At 39.2% G+C, this 18,507-nt stretch carries 15 protein-coding genes; 12 read left to right on the top strand and 3 right to left on the bottom strand.

The window, feature by feature from the left end; all coding sequences use genetic code 11:
• Positions 1 to 43: 43 nt before the first annotated feature.
• On the bottom strand, positions 44 to 649 hold the full coding sequence (gene clpP, locus MKX14_RS11340) for an ATP-dependent Clp endopeptidase proteolytic subunit ClpP (protein WP_002114870.1): 606 nt from the start codon (positions 647 to 649) through the stop codon (positions 44 to 46).
• A gap of 193 nt (positions 650 to 842) precedes the next feature.
• The gene (tig, locus tag MKX14_RS11335) at positions 843 to 2,177 is read right to left on the bottom strand and encodes a trigger factor (protein WP_002114878.1); all 1,335 of its coding nucleotides are present in this window, start codon (positions 2,175 to 2,177) and stop codon (positions 843 to 845) included.
• A gap of 414 nt (positions 2,178 to 2,591) precedes the next feature.
• Between tig and bfrD the strand changes: the two genes are divergently transcribed.
• The 7 genes from bfrD to rdgB all read left to right on the top strand — a co-directional run bounded on the left by bfrD (position 2,592) and on the right by rdgB (position 11,046).
• Positions 2,592 to 4,880, top strand: a complete 2,289-nt coding sequence (gene bfrD / locus MKX14_RS11330; protein WP_108009436.1) for a TonB-dependent receptor — start codon at positions 2,592 to 2,594, stop codon at positions 4,878 to 4,880.
• Between the two features lie 106 nt (positions 4,881 to 4,986).
• Positions 4,987 to 5,670 (top strand): Fe2+-dependent dioxygenase, encoded by a 684-nt coding sequence (gene piuC / locus MKX14_RS11325; protein ID WP_046811426.1) that lies wholly within the window; start codon positions 4,987 to 4,989, stop codon positions 5,668 to 5,670.
• Positions 5,671 to 6,127: 457 nt separating this feature from the next.
• The gene (gene leuA / locus MKX14_RS11320; RefSeq protein ID WP_002114718.1) at positions 6,128 to 7,825 is read left to right on the top strand and encodes a 2-isopropylmalate synthase; all 1,698 of its coding nucleotides are present in this window, start codon (positions 6,128 to 6,130) and stop codon (positions 7,823 to 7,825) included.
• Positions 7,826 to 7,907: 82 nt separating this feature from the next.
• Positions 7,908 to 9,068 (top strand): homoserine O-succinyltransferase MetX, encoded by a 1,161-nt coding sequence (gene metX / locus MKX14_RS11315; protein WP_002114709.1) that lies wholly within the window; start codon positions 7,908 to 7,910, stop codon positions 9,066 to 9,068.
• A complete protein-coding gene (metW, locus tag MKX14_RS11310; RefSeq protein ID WP_001217230.1) occupies positions 9,068 to 9,661 on the top strand; it encodes a methionine biosynthesis protein MetW in 594 nt (197 codons plus the stop codon). The genes metX and metW overlap by 1 nt, the downstream gene beginning before the upstream one ends.
• Entirely contained in the window at positions 9,658 to 10,245 is a 588-nt protein-coding gene (locus MKX14_RS11305; RefSeq protein WP_005804213.1) for a tetratricopeptide repeat protein, read from the top strand. The genes metW and MKX14_RS11305 overlap by 4 nt, the downstream gene beginning before the upstream one ends.
• Positions 10,246 to 10,419: 174 nt before the next feature.
• Positions 10,420 to 11,046, top strand: a complete 627-nt coding sequence (gene rdgB, locus MKX14_RS11300) for an RdgB/HAM1 family non-canonical purine NTP pyrophosphatase (RefSeq protein ID WP_004698813.1) — start codon at positions 10,420 to 10,422, stop codon at positions 11,044 to 11,046.
• 191 nt (positions 11,047 to 11,237) lie between these two features.
• Here the strand turns inward: rdgB and MKX14_RS11295 are convergent, their stop codons facing one another.
• Positions 11,238 to 12,113 carry an AEC family transporter gene (locus tag MKX14_RS11295; RefSeq protein WP_240282470.1) on the bottom strand — a complete coding sequence of 292 codons (876 nt, stop codon included), beginning with the start codon at positions 12,111 to 12,113 and terminating at the stop codon, positions 11,238 to 11,240.
• 253 nt (positions 12,114 to 12,366) lie between these two features.
• Here MKX14_RS11295 and tatA point away from each other — a divergent pair, with 253 nt between their 5' ends.
• The 5 genes from tatA (at position 12,367) to MKX14_RS11270 (ending at position 18,469) form a co-directional block, all read left to right on the top strand.
• Positions 12,367 to 12,585 carry a Sec-independent protein translocase subunit TatA gene (gene tatA / locus MKX14_RS11290; protein WP_002114991.1) on the top strand — a complete coding sequence of 73 codons (219 nt, stop codon included), beginning with the start codon at positions 12,367 to 12,369 and terminating at the stop codon, positions 12,583 to 12,585.
• 12 nt (positions 12,586 to 12,597) lie between these two features.
• Positions 12,598 to 13,035: a Sec-independent protein translocase protein TatB gene (tatB, locus tag MKX14_RS11285; protein WP_240282469.1), complete on the top strand. Its 438-nt coding sequence runs from the start codon at positions 12,598 to 12,600 to the stop codon at positions 13,033 to 13,035.
• Positions 13,032 to 13,802: a twin-arginine translocase subunit TatC gene (gene tatC, locus MKX14_RS11280; RefSeq protein WP_017398798.1), complete on the top strand. Its 771-nt coding sequence runs from the start codon at positions 13,032 to 13,034 to the stop codon at positions 13,800 to 13,802. Before tatB ends, tatC begins: the two co-directional genes overlap by 4 nt.
• A gap of 175 nt (positions 13,803 to 13,977) precedes the next feature.
• Positions 13,978 to 15,930, top strand: a complete 1,953-nt coding sequence (locus tag MKX14_RS11275) for a PhoX family protein (RefSeq protein WP_240282468.1) — start codon at positions 13,978 to 13,980, stop codon at positions 15,928 to 15,930.
• Positions 15,931 to 16,135: 205 nt separating this feature from the next.
• The gene (locus MKX14_RS11270) at positions 16,136 to 18,469 is read left to right on the top strand and encodes a PhoX family protein (protein ID WP_240282467.1); all 2,334 of its coding nucleotides are present in this window, start codon (positions 16,136 to 16,138) and stop codon (positions 18,467 to 18,469) included.
• The last annotated feature ends 38 nt before the right edge of the window (positions 18,470 to 18,507 follow it).

The raw sequence follows: 18,507 nt of genomic DNA, 5'->3' as shown, positions 1-18,507 counted from the left end.
GAGATCTTTTTCAACATCTCAAGTTATTTATATAAGAAGGTCCTTATGGACGCTTACTTAACACCTGATCTACCAGACCATATTCTTTAGCAGCTTGGGCTGTCATAAAGTTATCACGGTCAGTATCACGAGCAACGGTTTCATAGTCTTGACCACTATGCTCTGCCATTAAGCGGTTCAAGCGCTCTTTAATAAAGAGAATTTCACGCGCATGGATTTCAATATCCGATGCTTGACCACGGAAACCACCCAATGGTTGATGAATCATGACACGGGCATTTTCTAAACAATAGCGTTTGCCTTTAGCACCCGCATTTAATAAGAATGCCCCCATTGAAGCAGCTTGCCCCATACAATATGTCACGACATCAGGCTTAATAAACTGCATCGTGTCATAAATGGCCATACCCGCTGTCACAGATCCACCTGGAGAGTTAATATAAAGGTGGATATCTTTATCAGGATTTTCAGCTTCTAAAAACAACATTTGGGCAACGATCAAATTTGCCATGTTATCTTCAACTTCACCTGTCAAAAAAATGACGCGCTCACGTAAAAGTCGTGAATAAATATCAAAAGAACGTTCGCCGCGAGAAGATTGTTCAACCACAACAGGAACTAAAGCATTTTCAATTGTTGGAACATACATACGTTATTTATTCCTAAATTTTTTGTGACTTAACCTATGGCAACAATATGCGGGATAATTTCTCAAATTGCAAAAGGTTCGCACTGAAATATTATATTATTTATACCTAAGTACTTAATGCCGCACTCAAATTGACCACATAATGAAAAACAAAAAAGGCGCCTTCGGCGCCTTTTTCTGACTTCTTAAAAGATTAGCCCATACGGCGAGCTTGTTGTTCTTTCAATAAGTCATCATAAGATACAGCTTTGTCAGTCACTTTAGCACCAGCTAAGATGTGATCAACAACTTGATCTTCTAATACAACTGCTTCGATTTGAGCACGTTGTTGAGCATCATTTTTGAAGTATTCAATCACTTCAGTTGGATCTTCGTAAGAAGAAGCCATGTCGTCAATGTAAGCATCAACGCGAGCTTGATCAACTTCAAGTTTAGCATCAGCTAAAACTTTGCTTACCAATACGCCAAGCTTAACAGAACGCTCTGCTTGTTCTTTGAACAATTCGTCAGGAAGCATGCTCTTGTCAAAAGATTGCGCGCCTGCACCACCAAATTGTTGAGTGAACTGTTGAACCATTTGTTGACGTTGACGGTCAATTTCTTGAGCAACCATTGCAGTTGGAACTTCAACTTCATTCGCAGCAACAAGAGCATCAAAAGCAGCTTGTTTAACTTGGTTACGTAAACCATTGCGAACTTCACGTTCCATATTCTTACGAACGTCAGCTTTTAACTTCTCAACGCCTTCTTCTTCAGTTACACCGAAGATTTTTAAGAATTCAGCATCAATTTCTGGAAGTTTAGATTTTTCAACTTGCTTCACAGTGATTTTGAACTGAGCTGCTTTACCAGCCAAGTTTTCAGCTTGGTAATCTTCAGGGAAAGTAACGTCAATTACTTTCTCTTCACCAGCTTTCATGCCAATGATGCCATCTTCGAAGCCAGGGATCATACGACCTGAACCTAACACAAGTTTAAAGTCTTCAGCAGAACCGCCTTCAAACTTCTCACCATCGATAGTGCCTTCAAAGTCAAAAGTCACTTGCATGTCTTTTTTCGCCATACCCTTGGTTACAGCCCAAGTTTGACGTTGTTTTTGCAAGTTTTCGATCATAGCGTCAACGTCAGCGTCTTTGATTTCAGCTGATTTACGTTCAACTTCTAAGCCGTCAAATGCTTTTACTTCAACTTCTGGATAAACTTCTACAGTTGCTTCAAAAACTAAAGCGTCTTCTTTATGTTCAACTTTCTCAATGTTCGGCATACCTACCGCATTGATTTTTTCTTGTTGAATTGCTTCAAAAACGCTATCACGAATGATGTCATTTACAACTTCTTGATAAATGCTTGCACCGTATTCGCGACGAACAACGTTTTCAGGTACTTTACCTGGACGGAAGCCGTTGATCTTCACAGTTTTGGCAGTGCGCTTCAAACGAGCTTCAAATTGCTCGTTAATACGGCTCGTCGGTACAGACACATTTAAACGACGGGCAACGCCCGAAACCGCTTCAGTCGTTACTTGCATGGCTTCCTCGATAAAAATTAGTTAGTAGGAACAGTTTTTAAAAAAGTGCTGTATTATATGACAACTTTCAAGATATACAAAATTAACCGATCACTTGATGTAAGTGAAGGACATTATTCTAGTAAATTTCACAGTAATTTTATGATTCTTTAAATATTTTTAATAAGTACTTAAGTAAAACTAATTTTTTAGTTATTCTTTATAAATCTAAAATTACAATTAAACTTTGAATTTAATCGCTTTAATAAACAATTACCAATAATCAGTAGATTAGCTACATAAAAGTACAATTTACCATTCAATTATTCATTTTCTCTTCATAATTCAATTGGCAAATCCAATTAACACAAACTGTACATATAAATAAGAATTATTATTATTCGCATAACCTTTTAGTTTTAGAGTCCTGAAGTTATGTCTTTGATTAGAACACGTAAAAAAATTGTTTCTTCTGCAATAGCTTCATCGCTATCAATGATTGCAACAACAGCCATCGCGCAAGAAGCAGTTTCACAATTACCAACAATTCATGCTAAAGCGACTCAAGAAGAATCTTTAAAAGTAGATCAGTCTGCAAACTCTAAATTCGTAGCTCCTCTCAAAGACACACCAAAATCAGTCTCTATTCTTTCTCAAAAATTAATTAAAGATACAAACTCTAATACCCTACTCGAAGCGTTACGCTATGAACCTGGTATTACGTTAGGTGCTGGTGAAGGTGGTACCCCGTTTACCGATATGCCTTACATTCGTGGTTATAGCGGTCAGTCTTCTATTTATGTTGATGGTGTTCGTAATACAACGTCTCAAAATCGCGATATGTTTGCCATTGAACAAGTAGAAGTCATCAAAGGCTCTTCTTCTGCTCTTGGTGGTGGTGGTAGCGTTGGCGGAAGTATTAACTTAATTCCTAAAGTTGCTCATGAAGGTGACGTTTATCAAGGCAGTATCCAAGGCGGTACTGATAACTATCGTCATATCCAACTTGATGCCAACAAAGACTTTGGAAATGGCATTGCTGGTCGTGTAGTTATCATGGGTCACGAAAATGAAAAAGCTGGTCAGAGTAACGGCGCTGAATATGCTCGTGCCGGTATTGCCTCAAGTCTTGCATTTGGTTTAGATACGGCAACTCGCGGAACACTGAGCTACTACTATTTACGTAGTAATGATGAACCTGATGCCGGTATCCCATTTAACAATGCAAATCCAACAACTCCTCCTCCAGGAGTGACAGTAACACCTGGTGATGGTAAACCTGTTGATGTAAAAGCAGGAACCTACTATGGTTGGAAAGCACGTGATTTTGATAAACGTGAAAACCATATTGGTACATTTAAGTTAGAACATGATTTTAATGAAAATCTTACCTTATCGAATGTAGCAACTTACAACAAATCTAAATCTGATTATGTTTATACGAATGCTGATGACTCTAAAGGTAACATTTACAGAGGCACAATCGCTCGCCGCGCTTTAAGCCGTATCTTAGATAGCGATGCTTATAGCGATCAGCTTTCTTTAAGAGGTAAATTTAATACTGGTTCATTAATACATTCTTTTAATGTCGGAACTGAATGGAGCTTCCAAGAGACCGACCAAGGTGTATATACATTTACTAATGCTGCAGGTGAAACCACATCTACTATTTTAGACAGCAATATTAAAAATTGTACTTCAGAAGCTGCGGCGGCAAATGGTTGGTGTACGAGTTTAAATAATCCAGGAAATGGTGCATTTACAGATAAACGTGGATCTATTAAAGCACAATCTACGACACGTAGTCACAATGTAGGAGTCTACGCTTTAGATAGTATCGAATTTAATCCACAATGGTTACTTAACCTAGGCGTTCGTTGGGATAAATTTGAAACTGAGAAAAAATATAATAAGGACGTAAGTGGACGTACTCCTCATAAAGCTGGTGATAAATTAGAAAGCGATACAGACTACTTCTCTTACCAAGCTGGTTTAGTTTTTAAACCAACAGAAGATGGTAGTATTTATTTAAGCTATGCTACGTCAGCAAACCCAGTAGGCGTGCTTGCTGAAGGTGATACAGGTTCAGATTCTATTAGCGACTCAGGTGCTGCAAGTGCGAGTGCAAATGATCTAAAACCAGAAGAAGCTCGTACTTTCGAGTTAGGAACTAAATGGGATCTGTTTAATAACCGTGCTAATTTAACAGCAGCAGTTTTCCGTACTGAAAAGCAAAATACTCGCATCCAGATCGATCCGAATACGACTGCCAATGCAGGTAAAAGTAAAGTTGATGGATTTGAAATTAGTTTGAACGGCAAAATTACCGACAAATGGGATGTTTCTACAGGCTATAGCTATTTAGATAGCGAAATCACTGAAGCGGCATACAATGCAGTTGCTCAAGAAGGTAAGCCATTACCATTTGTAGCGAAAAACAGTGCTACACTTTGGTCTACGTACAGAGTAATGCCTCAATTGACTTTAGGCGCTGGTGTTGAATATCGTGATCAAGTCTTTGTAAACACGACTGCTCCAAAATACTTGCCAACCTACACTATTTACAATGCTATGGCTAAATACGACGTGAACAAGAACGTAAATTTACAGCTTAACATCAACAATATCTCTGATAAGCGTTATTTCACAAGTGCACATGCAGCTCACTACGCATTTGAAGGCAATGGTCGTAATGCTGTCTTAGCGATTAACTTTAAGTACTAAGATTAAATTCCATAATTTATTTATGGAATTAATTGAAGTTCATATAAAATAGCCTCGTCATGAGGCTATTTTTACAAATGAAGTATCTATTTAAAAGGTGTTTGCCGTGATTCATCATATCCCCAATGTTTTAAGCAAAGAGCAAGTTGCCGAGTTTCGTAAGCTCATGGAAGACGCCAATTGGGTAGGTGGGAAAGTGACTGCCGGCACCTTGTCTGCTTCTGTGAAAAGAAATCAGCAACTCTCAGAACAAGACCCGCTTACTCATCATTTAAGTGATCTTGTCATCAAAGCAATTTGGCAAAATCCAGTGTTTCAGGCTGCCGCCCTACCCCACAAAATTATTCCACCGCTTTTTAATCGTTATGATGAACATGAAAGCTTCGGTTTCCATGTAGACAACTCAATTCGCCTTATCCGTGGAACTTCTGAACAGCTCCGCACTGATTTATCTTGTACATTATTTTTAAGTGAACCCGATGAATATGAAGGTGGTGACCTAGTGATTGAAGACACTTATGGTTATCACGAAGTTAAATTACCAGCAGGTGATGTCGTGCTCTACCCGTCTACTAGCCTGCACGAAGTCAGTAGCCTTACCTCAGGTACTCGTTTTGCTTCTTTTTTCTGGGTACAAAGTTTGGTCCGTGACGATAGTAAACGCCACCTTTTATTTAATCTTGATGAGAGCATTCGAGAACTACGTAAAGCACACGGCGATAACTATTCAGAAGTCATGAAGCTGACCAACATTTATCATAATTTAATTCGTATGTGGTCAGAACTGTAACTATATTTATTTTTGCCTTTTTAAGACCAGATAATCTTTTTTACCTTAATAAGGCAAAAATATGAAAATTATTTCCCACAAAAAACAAAATGGCGCAAAATTAGAAAATTATTTTCTAAACTATTTAACTAAAATTATGATAAGAATTTTGCACAAGGTGTAATCATTGTTTAGATGTGATATATCTAAATAACAAGATTACCTGCAAACCACCAAACTTATTATTTCACGGTCTAGAGATGAAAACGAATTACTTGTTTGCCCCGCCTACTCAAGCAAGACATCATCTGCAACTCCTGATGCTGCGCCAAGCGCGCGTATAAAAATTTTGCCTGCTTTTTAAAGCAGCACTTCAAAATTACCTTTAATTTTTCTGAATTAGATACCATATATAACTGTAGACGTTGCCTTTTAAATATATCCAGAGCAACCGCGCTACGAGACAAGGAGTTTTCTCATGATGTTGGCTGACCCAAGCAAAAAATACCGCCGTATGTACCAACGAGTGGATTTACCAGATCGCCAATGGCCAAATAAAGAAATTACAAAAGCGCCAATCTGGATGAGTACTGATTTACGTGACGGTAACCAAGCAATTTTTGAACCGATGAACATGGAACAAAAATTCAAAATGTTCAAAATGCTTGTGAAAATTGGTTTTAAGCATATTGAAATCGGTTTCCCTTCAGCATCTCAAATTGATTTCGATTTTACTCGCATGTTAATCGAAGAAAATCATATTCCTGATGACGTATACATTGAGGTTTTGGTTCAAGCACGTGACCATTTAATTGAACGTACTTTTGAATCTTTGGCAGGTGCTAAACGCGCAATTGTGCATATTTATAACTCGAACTCTCCAACCTTCCGTCAAAAGGTGTTGAATGTAGATGTTGATGGCGCAAAACAATTAGCAATTAATGCTGCTCAAAAAGTTAAAGAGTATGCGGCTCAATATCCTCAAACAGACTGGATTTTCCAATACAGCCCAGAATGTTTCTCTGCAACTGAATTAGAAGTCGCTAAAGATGTCTGTGATGCCGTCACAGAAATCTGGGATGCACGTCCAGATCATAAAGTTATTTTAAACTTACCAGCGACTGTAGAAGTTTCTACACCAAATGTTTATGCAGACCAAATTGAATGGATGCATCGTAATTTGGCACGTCGTGATGGTGTGATCATTTCTGTTCACTGTCACAATGACCGTGGCTGTGGTATTGCTGCATCAGAACTTGCCATTATGGCAGGTGCTGACCGTGTTGAAGGCTGTGTGTTCGGTAATGGTGAACGTACAGGTAACGTTGACGTTGCAGCTATTGCATTGAACATGTATACCCAAGGTGTAGCACCAGAGTTAGATTTTTCTAATATTAATGAAGTGATTGCAACGGTTGAAGAATGTACTGGTTTACCTGTACACCCTCGTCATCCATATGCAGGTGATTTGGTATTTACTGCATTCTCTGGTTCACATCAAGATGCTATTAAAAAAGGCTTCGAGTACCAGAAAAACGAAGAAATCTGGGATATGCCATACTTACCAATCGACCCGAAAGATTTGGGCCGTGACTACGATGCTGTAATTCGTGTAAATAGTCAGTCTGGTAAAGGTGGTATCGCTTATTTATTAGAATCGAACTACAACGTTGTATTACCACGTCGTTTGCAAATCGAATTCAGTCAGGTTGTTCAACAATATGCTGATGAGAACGGTACAGAAATTAACGCTAAAGAAATCTGGACCTTATTTAAAGACGCGTATGTTGATGTGAAGAACCACCATTACACAGTCAAACACTACAAGTTATCTGACATTAATGGTACTCAAATTATCGAACTTGATATTGATGTCGAAGGTGAAACACAACAACTTCGTGGTGAAGGTAATGGACCAATTTCTGCATTCTTAAATGCTCTTCAATTACCAATTGACGTATTGAACTATGAAGAACGTAGTATTAGTTCTGGTGCAAATGCGAAAGCATTAACCTTAATTGAGCTTCAAGTAAAAGGTACAGGTAAAGGTTCATTTGGTGCTGGTGTTCATGACAATACAGTCACCTCATCCATTGAAGCAATTATTGCGTGTACCAACCGTTTGATTGATCAAGGTGTTTTAAGTACAGATCAGGTTGTTGCCGCCGCTGTTTAATTAAAAAAAGACTTTGGAAAGGATACCTAGCTTGGTATCCTTTCTTTTTATTCCTGAAAGATTTAAAAGGCGAAATGTTCCCGTGTCTTTTCCAGCTGATTCAGTGGGGTTAGTCACTCCGCAAAAGTTCCAATTTGAAGAACCATTACACCTTGAATGTGATCGTGTTTTGCCACGTTTTGAACTAATGGTCGAAACTTACGGCACTTTAAATGCTGATAAATCAAATGCAATTTTAATCTGTCATGCTCTTTCCGGACATCATCATGCAGCGGGTTATCACCACGAAGATGATAAAAAAGCTGGATGGTGGGATAGTTGTATTGGCCCGGGTAAGGCAATTGATACGAATAAATTTTTTGTAGTTTCGCTCAATAATATTGGTGGCTGTAATGGCTCAACTGGCCCGACCTCACCAAATCCTGAAAATGACAATCGCCCTTATGGACCTGATTTCCCATTAGTAACGGTACGCGACTGGGTTAAAACTCAGGCCATGCTTTCTGACCGTTTGGGTGTAGATGTCTGGTATGCAGTGGTCGGTGGATCATTAGGAGGCATGCAAGCACTACAATGGTCCGTAGACTACCCTGACCGCCTACAAAAATGTGTGATTATTGCCAGTGCACCAAAGCTTTCAGCACAGAATATTGCATTTAATGAGGTTGCTCGTCAGTCAATCTTGTCTGATCCAGATTTCCATCATGGCCGTTATTTAGAAAATGATAGTTACCCGAAACGCGGACTAATTTTGGCTCGCATGGTAGGTCATATCACCTATCTTTCAGAAGAAGCTATGAAACAAAAATTTGGCCGTGATTTAAAATCTGGCAAATTTATGTACGGTTTTGATGTCGAGTTTCAGGTCGAAAGCTATCTACGTTATCAAGGTGAACAGTTCAGCCGTAACTTTGATGCCAATACCTATCTCATCATGACTAAAGCTTTAGATTACTTTGACCCATCTCGTGAATACGGCCATTCTTTAACTGAAGCGATGGGCAAAACTAAATGCCAGTTCTTGATTGTCTCGTTCACAACTGACTGGCGTTTTGCACCAAGCCGCTCACAAGAAATTGTAGATGCGCTTATTACCAATCATAAGCCAGTAAGTTATCTCGACATTGATGCTGAACAAGGTCATGACTCGTTCTTATTTCCTATTCCACTGTATGTCAAAACCATGCGCGCTTTCTTAGGCGGTGAAGAACACTTAAAATCGACATCACTGGAGGCAAGCTAATGCGTATTGATCAACAACTGGCAGAAAAGTGGATTAAACCTGGCTCAAGCGTACTCGATTTAGGGTGTGGTGACGGTGAATTACTCGCTCATATGAGCCAAAAGCATCAAATTCGTGCTTATGGTTTAGAAATTGATCAAGAAAAGATTGCAATTGCCGTCAGTCGCGGGTTAAATATTATTCAACAAGATTTGAATCTCGGCTTAAGCCGCTTTGCAGACCAGTCCTTTGACTATGTGGTTATGGCACAAGCTTTGCAAGCCGTAGATGCACCCGATGTTTTATTAAGAGACATGGTGCGTGTGGGTAAACAGGCAATTATTACTTTTCCAAACTTTGCACATTGGAAGACTCGCTCTTTTCTTGCATTAAAAGGAATGATGCCTGTATCGGATGCTCTACCATATATGTGGTATAACACCCCCAATATTCATTTATGTACATTTAAAGATTTCGAAGCACTATGTGCTGAAAATCAGATACAAATTATTAATCGACTCGCCGTCAATGGAAATCAGCAGGGAAGCCTGTTAAGCAAACATGTTCCGAATTTGTTTGGTGAAGTCGCTATTTATCGAGTGAGTGCACTATGAAAAAGACATTATTTAGCACACTATTTGCAGGACTGCTAAGTATGCAGGCTCATGCAGATTATATCGCCCAGCCACAATCGGTTGCGAGTCAGGCTGCACGTTTTTCAACAATGGGGATTAACGATCTTCAGAAAGCAGCAAAAGCTGGTCAAGCAGGCGCACAGTTTTATCTTGGTACACATTATCAATATGGTAAAGATGTAGCAAAAGATGACAAACAGGCTTTCGCATGGTTTAAAGCAGCAGCGGATCAAGGTTTATCGCCCGCACAATTAAACGTAGGCCGCATGTATGCCGACGGTATTGGTGTTAAAAAAGATGAGTCTATGGCTCGTAAATACTTTGAAAAAGCAGCAAGCAATGGTGATAACCGTGCAAGCTATAACCTTGCGATGATGGAAGAGCAAAAGAAAAACTACGTTGGTGCTTACCAATGGTATGAGCTTTCAACTCGTGATGGCATGCTCGATAATAAAGTGATTAGCCTATCTGAAGGTAAGAAAACTGCTCTAGCGGCGAACTTAACTCAAGAACAAATCCGTACAGCGCGTGACCGTGCAGACAAATGGATTCAAGCACAATAATAACGGTTCATCCGTAAAAAACCTTACTCGACTAAAGCCACCTTGTATGTTCTACAAGGTGGCTTTAGTTTAGGTTGTCCCATTTTATATTCTATTTATTTCCCTCTATATCCCCTCTTAAAAAACACGTAACATAACTCACGTTCGATATTAGCTATAAAGTTTGGTTTTATTATGTCTACCCCACATTGGTTTGATCAGGGCAGTTTAGTTCTTGCCAGCAATAACAAAGGTAAAGTCGCAGAGTTTGAAAAACTTTTTGAACAGCTTAAGTTACCAGTAGAAATTATTCCTCAAGGTCGCCTTAATATTCCTGATGCAATTGAAGACGGCTTAAGCTTTATTGAAAATGCTATTATTAAAGCTCGTCATGCCTCTAAAATTTCAGGTAAACCTGCTATGGCTGACGACTCTGGTATTTGTGTACCAGTTTTAGGCGGCGCACCTGGTATTTATTCAGCACGCTATGCTGGAGAACATGGTGACGATGCAGCCAACAATGCCAAATTATTAAATGACCTTTTACCCTACCGTAAAAATGGTGAAGTAATTGAAGGTATGTTTGTATGCGTACTTGCTTTAGTGACGCATGCTGAAGATCCTTTACCACAAATTTTCCAAGGCATTTGGCACGGCGAAATTTTAGAAGCTGCACGTGGTGAAAATGGCTTTGGTTATGACCCATTGTTCTGGTTGCCTGAGCTACAAGTGTCTAGCGCTGAATTGTCTAAAGAAGACAAGAATAAGATTAGTCATCGTGGGCAAGCGATGCAGTTATTTAGAGAGAGCTTACAGAAGTAAGCTGATCACATGGCCACAATATGCAGCGTTAGAATATATTAAACTTTGTATAGGCAGACCTTACTTTTCAAAGATGAAAAGTAAGCAAAATCTTTTGTTAGACTGATGGTACGTTCATGTACCACAGTCTAACTGGCTGCATCCATGCCGCCTTCGCACAAGCAGATGTAGGGGAAAAATTTTTAAATTAATTATAGTGGGAAATGCAAAAACACCGCATAAATCGCAATAAAAATACAACTCACAATCGTCCCTGAGGCAATGTAAGCCGCCGATCTTCCAGTCCCTTGATAATGGGTTTCTAGCGCTACAATATTGGCTGCTGGCGGTAGACAGAACATTAAAAACATCACTCCAATTTGCTGGTTTATATTTGGAATGGGTAAAAATCTATAAGTTAAGCCACAAAGAATAAACCCGCACACTACTTTAAATGCTTGAGCTTTTGTACTGTAAATTAAGTCTTTTAAATACACTCGAGTACGGCGTAGCCACATTCCCAGCACACACATACCAGCAAAAGTCATGACAAACTTAGCAACTTCATATACCCAATGTATAGCAGGATGCTCGATATGTTGAGCACCTAACGACCTAAGTAAAAGTGCACAGAATATTGAAATACACGGTGGAGAAGTTAAAACCTTTTTTAATATGTTGAGCTTACTTTGTGGTGCAGTGGTGACTGCAGTAACAGCCCATGCATTGCCAAAAAGAGACATACCAATATATAAAGCCACAATAGGAGCCGTAGCATCAGGGCCAAATAAAGCCATGGCAAAGGGAAAGCCAAGCCACCCCATGTTGGTATAACTCACGCAAAGCGCTAATAATCTGTCTTTAAATAGAGCTAAATAGGCAAAGAAAATAAGAAATGCTGAACCGAAGCTAAACAGCATCAAACTCAAACTACCTGGCTGATAAAATACCATGTTGTAAATAATCACAATCGGAATTAGTAAGCGGGCAAGCCAAGCTGAAAGAATAGGTTTTATGGTTTCTGCAAGGGAAGTCTGAGCAAGTAGAAGTCCTGTGATAAATGCCAATACAGGCAGTAGTAACGCCACGCTCTCTCCTCTTGCTCATCAAAACCAGCTTGCTATGCTACACCTTTTCAAAATGAAATGTACTCTCCATTTCAAGTAATTTAAGTGACTCTTTTCAAACTATGTATAAATAAAAAAAAGAAGATATGCGGTTTATAAAATTAACTTTTTAGGTTTTGAAAGTCATTCATTGTCTTAAAAATGACATATAAATGTCACATTCCTGTCATGGCAACCTGTTGATATAAAGCAAACTGAAAAGAGGTATAAGATTATGGCCGGTTTATCTATTTGGCATGTCGTTATTTTTGCAATTGTCGTTATTTTATTATTCGGTACGTCGAAATTAAAAAATATTGGTAAAGACGTAGGCGGTGCAGTAAAAGACTTTAAAAAATCAGTTCGTGAAGAAGATGAGACTACTGCTCTTAATACTCCACGTACAATTGATGCCCAAGTCAAAACACCTGACAGCACATCAGTAAAAAGCTAAAGGTTTTCGACCATGCTTGATGTAGGAATGACAGAGCTACTCTGTTTTGCAATTATTGCAATTTTAGTTTTAGGCCCGGATAAACTTCCAGAAGCTGCACGCTTTGCTGGTCGTTGGTATGTTCGCCTAAAACGTTATATTACTAATTTGCAAAATGAGATTGATCAAGAGTTGCGTCTTTCTGAGTTTCGAAAAGAAATGCAAGAAGAACTCAACCGCATTGAAGCACTAGAACGTAAAGTACAACAACAGCTTGAAGAAATTCAAAAGCAGAATATTTCTGAAAATATAGATAAGGCTGAGGCAACCAAATCAGTGCCCCAACCTATTCGGATATGTCTTCCTATATCTGGCCATTATAAAGTCCCATACATTAGAAAATTTATGCCTTTAGCATCATCAATTGATATTTCAGAGACATCACCTGTTAAATTGAAGATTGCCGTATGAACCAACTGCCTTCAACCACTGTAAATAATCAGGAAAATTTAGACCAAATGCCAATCATGAGCCATTTGGTCGTTTTACGACGTCATTTATTTAGGATTGTCGGAGTAACCTTATTTTTATTTTTTTGCTTATTACCTTTTAGAAATAATACTTACCAATTACTATCTGAACCTTTGAGGCTGCAACTTCCAACCTCCTCGTCAATGATTGCAACAGATGTCACTGCAACCTTTATGGCGCCTTTTAAACTCAATTTATTTGTCGCACTTGTGCTGGCAATGCCATTTATTCTTTATGAAATTTGGTCATTTGTTCGTCCAGCACTCTATCAAAAAGAACGTCATTTAGCACTACCATTACTCATCGGTAGTATTGTCTTGTTTTATGCGGGTGTTGCTTTTGCATATTACATTACTCTTCCGGCAATTTTACATTTCTTTATTAGTGTATCGCCTGAAACTGTTGCACCGATGACGGATATTAATAGCTACCTAAGCTTCTGCTTAAAGTTATTTTTAGTATTTGGACTGACTTTTGAAATTCCAATCGCTACGCTTCTCCTTATTTTAATCGGTGTGGTAAATACAAAAAGCCTTGCTGAAAAAAGACGTTTTATTATTGTTGGATGTTTTTTTGTAGCGATGTTTATTACACCGCCAGATGCAATTTCAATGGTGATGTTAGCCATTCCAATGTGGTTGCTTTTTGAGCTGGGATTGCTCTTTGGTAAAATTCTTGAGAAAAGAAAAGCCCATTCTGCTGAATAAAATGATTTCTAAGAAAAAGCCTGAACCTACAAGTTCCGGCTTTTTTATGTAGAACACTTTTCAATCTACAAAGCAATAAACTGTCTTCAAAATGACTTAAAAATGTAAGAAAAGTGTCATTTTCAGTCCATAGAATCAACTCAACAAATATACCCACAAAATTTACGGATTTCTTATGACAACTGCTTCTACTCAACCAACGCGTCGCGAAATTTTAAAATGGTTTTCGGGGATTCCTTTTCTACCATTAGGGGCGATGGCTACGGCAGCAACATTAGCAGGTTGTAATGATAGTGATGACAGCTCAGTAGTCACTCCAACACCACAACCAAGCAAATTTAAAAATGCAAAATTCACAGCAATGCCAGCGCCAACAACTGCGGCAGACCGTGCAACAACTTTAGTGAATTCTAAATTAAAAATTGACTGGGAAAACTCAACCAGTACTGAATACCAACTCGCTTATAAACCCTTCTTTAAAACAGGTGATAGCGTACCAAAGCACGGTGGTGGGACGATTATCGCGGGTGGTTATTTTGATGTTAACGGCAATCCAATTATGGATAAGTCAGTTGCTGGTAAAGAACGTCAATTCTTTTCAGACTGTCCAGATGGTTCATCTCTAATTCAATTAGAAGGTGCGAAAGTTGAAGGTGTAGCAAACCCAGTATTCCACGTTGTTCAATTTGAATACAACTCTAAAGACCAAGCAGGCGGCGATACTTACGGTCAACTACCATCTCCAATCGCAATTTTGACTTTAGATCAAGACCAAAAAACAGGTCACCTAGAACTTAAAAAATACTTCAATGTTGATACTGCACCAGTACACGGTTTATGGATTACTTGCGGTGCTAGCTTATCACCTTGGAACACTCACTTATCAAGTGAAGAATACGAGCCAGATGCATTCAATCAAGGCATTGGCGGTACAGATCCAAAATATCTTGGTAAATACTTCTTTGGTGATGAAACTAAAGCAAACCCATATAACTACGGTCATTTGCCAGAAGTAACAGTTAACCTTGATGGTACTGGTAGCATTAAAAAACACTATTGTTTAGGTCGTATTTCTCACGAACTTATCCATGTTATGCCAGACAACCGTACTGCCATTATGGGTGATGACTACACCAACGGTGGCTTCTTCATGTTCGTTGCAGATAAAGAAAAAGATTTATCGGCAGGTACGCTCTATGTTGCTAAATACATCAATACGCTAACTGAAACCTCAACTGCTAGCATTCAATGGATCAAACTTGGCCATGCGACAAGTAAAGAAATTGAGGATTTAGTTGCTGGTGGGATTAAGTCAACTGACATCATGGAAAGTTTAACAACCAATCCAAATGATGCCAGCTATACTGAAATCACTTTGGCAAAGAAACAGCTTTGGGTCAAACTTAAACCAGGTATGGAAAAAGCAGCAGCTTTCTTGGAAACACATCGTTATGCAGCACTAAAAGGTGCAAGTATGGCGTTTACCAAGATGGAAGGTACTAACGTAAATATTAAAGATAAAGTTGCTTACTCTGCTTTAGCTAATATTCAAGATTCAATGGTCATTGGCGGTAAAGGTTATGTTGCAGAACATAATGTCGCGTTCTCTAAAAAAATTACTGCTGGTGGCGTGCTTGCACACAAGTTAGGTAATAGCTTTACAGACAATGAAGGCAGCGCAATCAATAGCGAATGGGTTCCTCTTTACTCATATATGCTACTCATGGGTGAAGATCTTGCTGCGAAAGATAGTTTAGGTAATACAGCGAATCCAGACAAAATTGCCAGCCCAGACAATCTGAAGTTCTCTGAAACTTTACGTACATTATTCATTGGTGAAGACTCAGGTAACCACGTGAACAACTTCTTGTGGGCATACAATGTAGATACCAAAGAATTAACACGACTGCTTTCTACACCTGCAGGTGCAGAGTCAACAGGTTTACATGCTGTAGATTCAATCAATGGTTGGACTTACATCATGAGCAACTTCCAACATCCAGGCGACAGTAGTAGTGTACCTGAGGATGTTAAGGCATTAATTAACCAAAATTACAACAATGGTTATAGTGCTAACGTCGGCTATATTACAGCAGACCCAATTGCCCCTTCAGTCACAACTAAATAATTTTTCATAGCCTCTCTAAACATTAAAGCTGGCTAAGGTCAGCTTTAATGTTTTTACATTCAGCTTTTACTTTTTATGAAAATTAAATGAAAAATTACAGAACTTTTCATTAACTTATCATCAAAACGTCAACGCCTCGTCACATTCATAAACTAAGCTCATGAAGAATTTTAGAACAATCTCTTTATTTACTTAGGAATTTCCCATGACAGAGCTGACGCCATATCATGAAGACCAAGAATTGGATAATAATACTTCTGACAATATCCACTTCCGCGACATTTTAGAACAACACATCAGTCGCCGTAGTTTGATTACTAAAGCAGCAAGTGGTGCTGTAGCGTTAACTTTAGCCTCTACCTTAACAGGCTGTAATGATAGCGATGATGATTCAGGTTCTAACAACGGTGGAACCACACCTGTAGATCCAAATAAAAAACCAGAAAAATTAACTTTTACCGCAGTTGCGAAAAACCATAATGATATTGTGACCGTACCAGAAGGTTATGAAGCGAATGTCATTTATGCATTGGGTGATTCAATCAACCCTAATTTTGGCGAATGGGACGACAATAATATTCCATCAGGCCCAAGCTTTCAGTTCCGTTCAGGCGACTGTCATGATGGTATGCATTTCTTTGGCTTAAATACTTCAACAAACCGCTTTGACGAAAGTGTTTCAGCTGAAGGTTTGTTAGTCATGAATCACGAATATATCAACCAGACCTTCCTTCACCCAAAAGGTCCAACTAAGGTTGACGGTCGCCGTCCTGAAGATGAAGTCATTCGTGAAACCAATGCGCATGGCGTTTCTATTGTTCACATTAAAAAAGACCCAACAACTCAACAAGTAACAATTGATAAAAGTTCTGCTTTTAACCGTCGTATTACAGCATCAACAGAGATGGATTTTGAAGGTGCAGCAGCTGGTTCTAGCTTGCTCGCAACTCGCTTCTCCCCTACTGCACGTAAAACTCGCGGTACCCATAATAACTGCGGTAATGGGTATACACCTTGGGGCACATACTTAACCACGGAAGAAAACTTTATTGGTTATTTCCAACGTTCAGGTAGCGATGAATATGCTCGTACAGATGCAGAAAAAATTGCCCTAAAGCGTTATGGCTTAGGTGTTAAAAAAGATGAGCTCTATCGTTATGAGAAAGATGAGAAAGGTGCTCCTAAAAAAGATACCGAGGGCAAAATCATTTATGAAAAAGATAAAAATGGTGAGTTAATCCCTAACGTTGATGAACAAGGACGACAAATTTATTTAGGTGCAAGTTCTCGTTACGGTTGGGAAACTGCGATTGGTCAAATCGAGTCACAAGACCTCTATGACCGCTGGAATGCCGATGTAAAAGCTACACAAGCCACCGAAGACTACCGTAATGGACCAAATACATTTGGCTGGATGGTCGAGATTGATCCATTTGATAGACGTCAAAACCCAGTTAAACGTACTTCACTTGGTCGTTTTGCACATGAAGACAGTGCTTGCCGTGCCGTTGTAGGTCAACCATTAGCATTTTATATGGGTGATGACTCTCGTGGTGAATACATCTATAAATTCGTCTCTACCGCAGTGTGGGATGCAAAAGATATAAATGGCGGTTATGCAATTGGCGACAAATACATGAACGCTGGTAAATTGTATGTTGCTAAGTTTAATAACGATGGTTCAGGTCAATGGATTGAACTTGCTTATGGCAAAAATGGCTTAAATGAAAGCAACACCACTTATCCATTTAAATCTCAAGCAGATGTTGTGACATTTGCACGTTTAGCGGGTGACGCCGTCGGTGCGACAAAAATGGACCGCCCAGAATGGTGTACGGTCAACCCAGTGAACGGCGAAGTCTATGTCACGCTCACTAACAACTCAAATCGTGGTAAAGACTATCCAACTGATGCGGCCAATCCACGTAATTACACAGATTTATATAATGGTACCAAAGAGCAAAAAGGTAATGTGAACGGCCATATTATCCGTTTTAAAGAAACTGATGACAAAACAACTGCCGAAACTTTTAAGTGGGATATTTACCTATTTGGTGCAGAAGCATCAATGGCTTCAAACGTTAATTTATCTGGCCTAACAGATAACAATGACTTTTCATCTCCAGATGGTATGTGGTTTGACCCACGTGGTGTACTTTGGATTCAAACAGACGATGGCGCGTATACAGATGTAACCAACTGTATGATGCTTGCTGCATTACCAGGCCAGATTGCCGATGGTGCGGCAGCAACCACTTCAAATGGCCAGCAAACCTTAGTAGGCGCTAAAGTCACAGACTCAACATTACGCCGCTTCTTGGTTGGACCAAAGCAATGTGAGATTACAGGTATTGCGATGACACCTGACCACAAAGCAATCTTCATTAATGTTCAGCACCCTGGTGAAGATTCTATAAATTACGCGACACCAGACAGTAACTGGCCTGCTACACAAAAAGACCCAAATAACAAAACTGCGCGCCCACGCTCAGCAACTGTAGTCATTACCCGTAAAGATGGCGGCGTTATTGCTGGTTAATTTGTTCCTCATCTCAAAAATGCCGATCACTTGATCGG

Source organism: Acinetobacter pittii (assembly GCF_022449185.1).
Classification (GTDB): domain Bacteria; phylum Pseudomonadota; class Gammaproteobacteria; order Pseudomonadales; family Moraxellaceae; genus Acinetobacter; species Acinetobacter pittii_I.
Note: the sequence above shows the minus strand (reverse complement) of the source record. Positions and strands in the feature narration are given on the sequence as shown.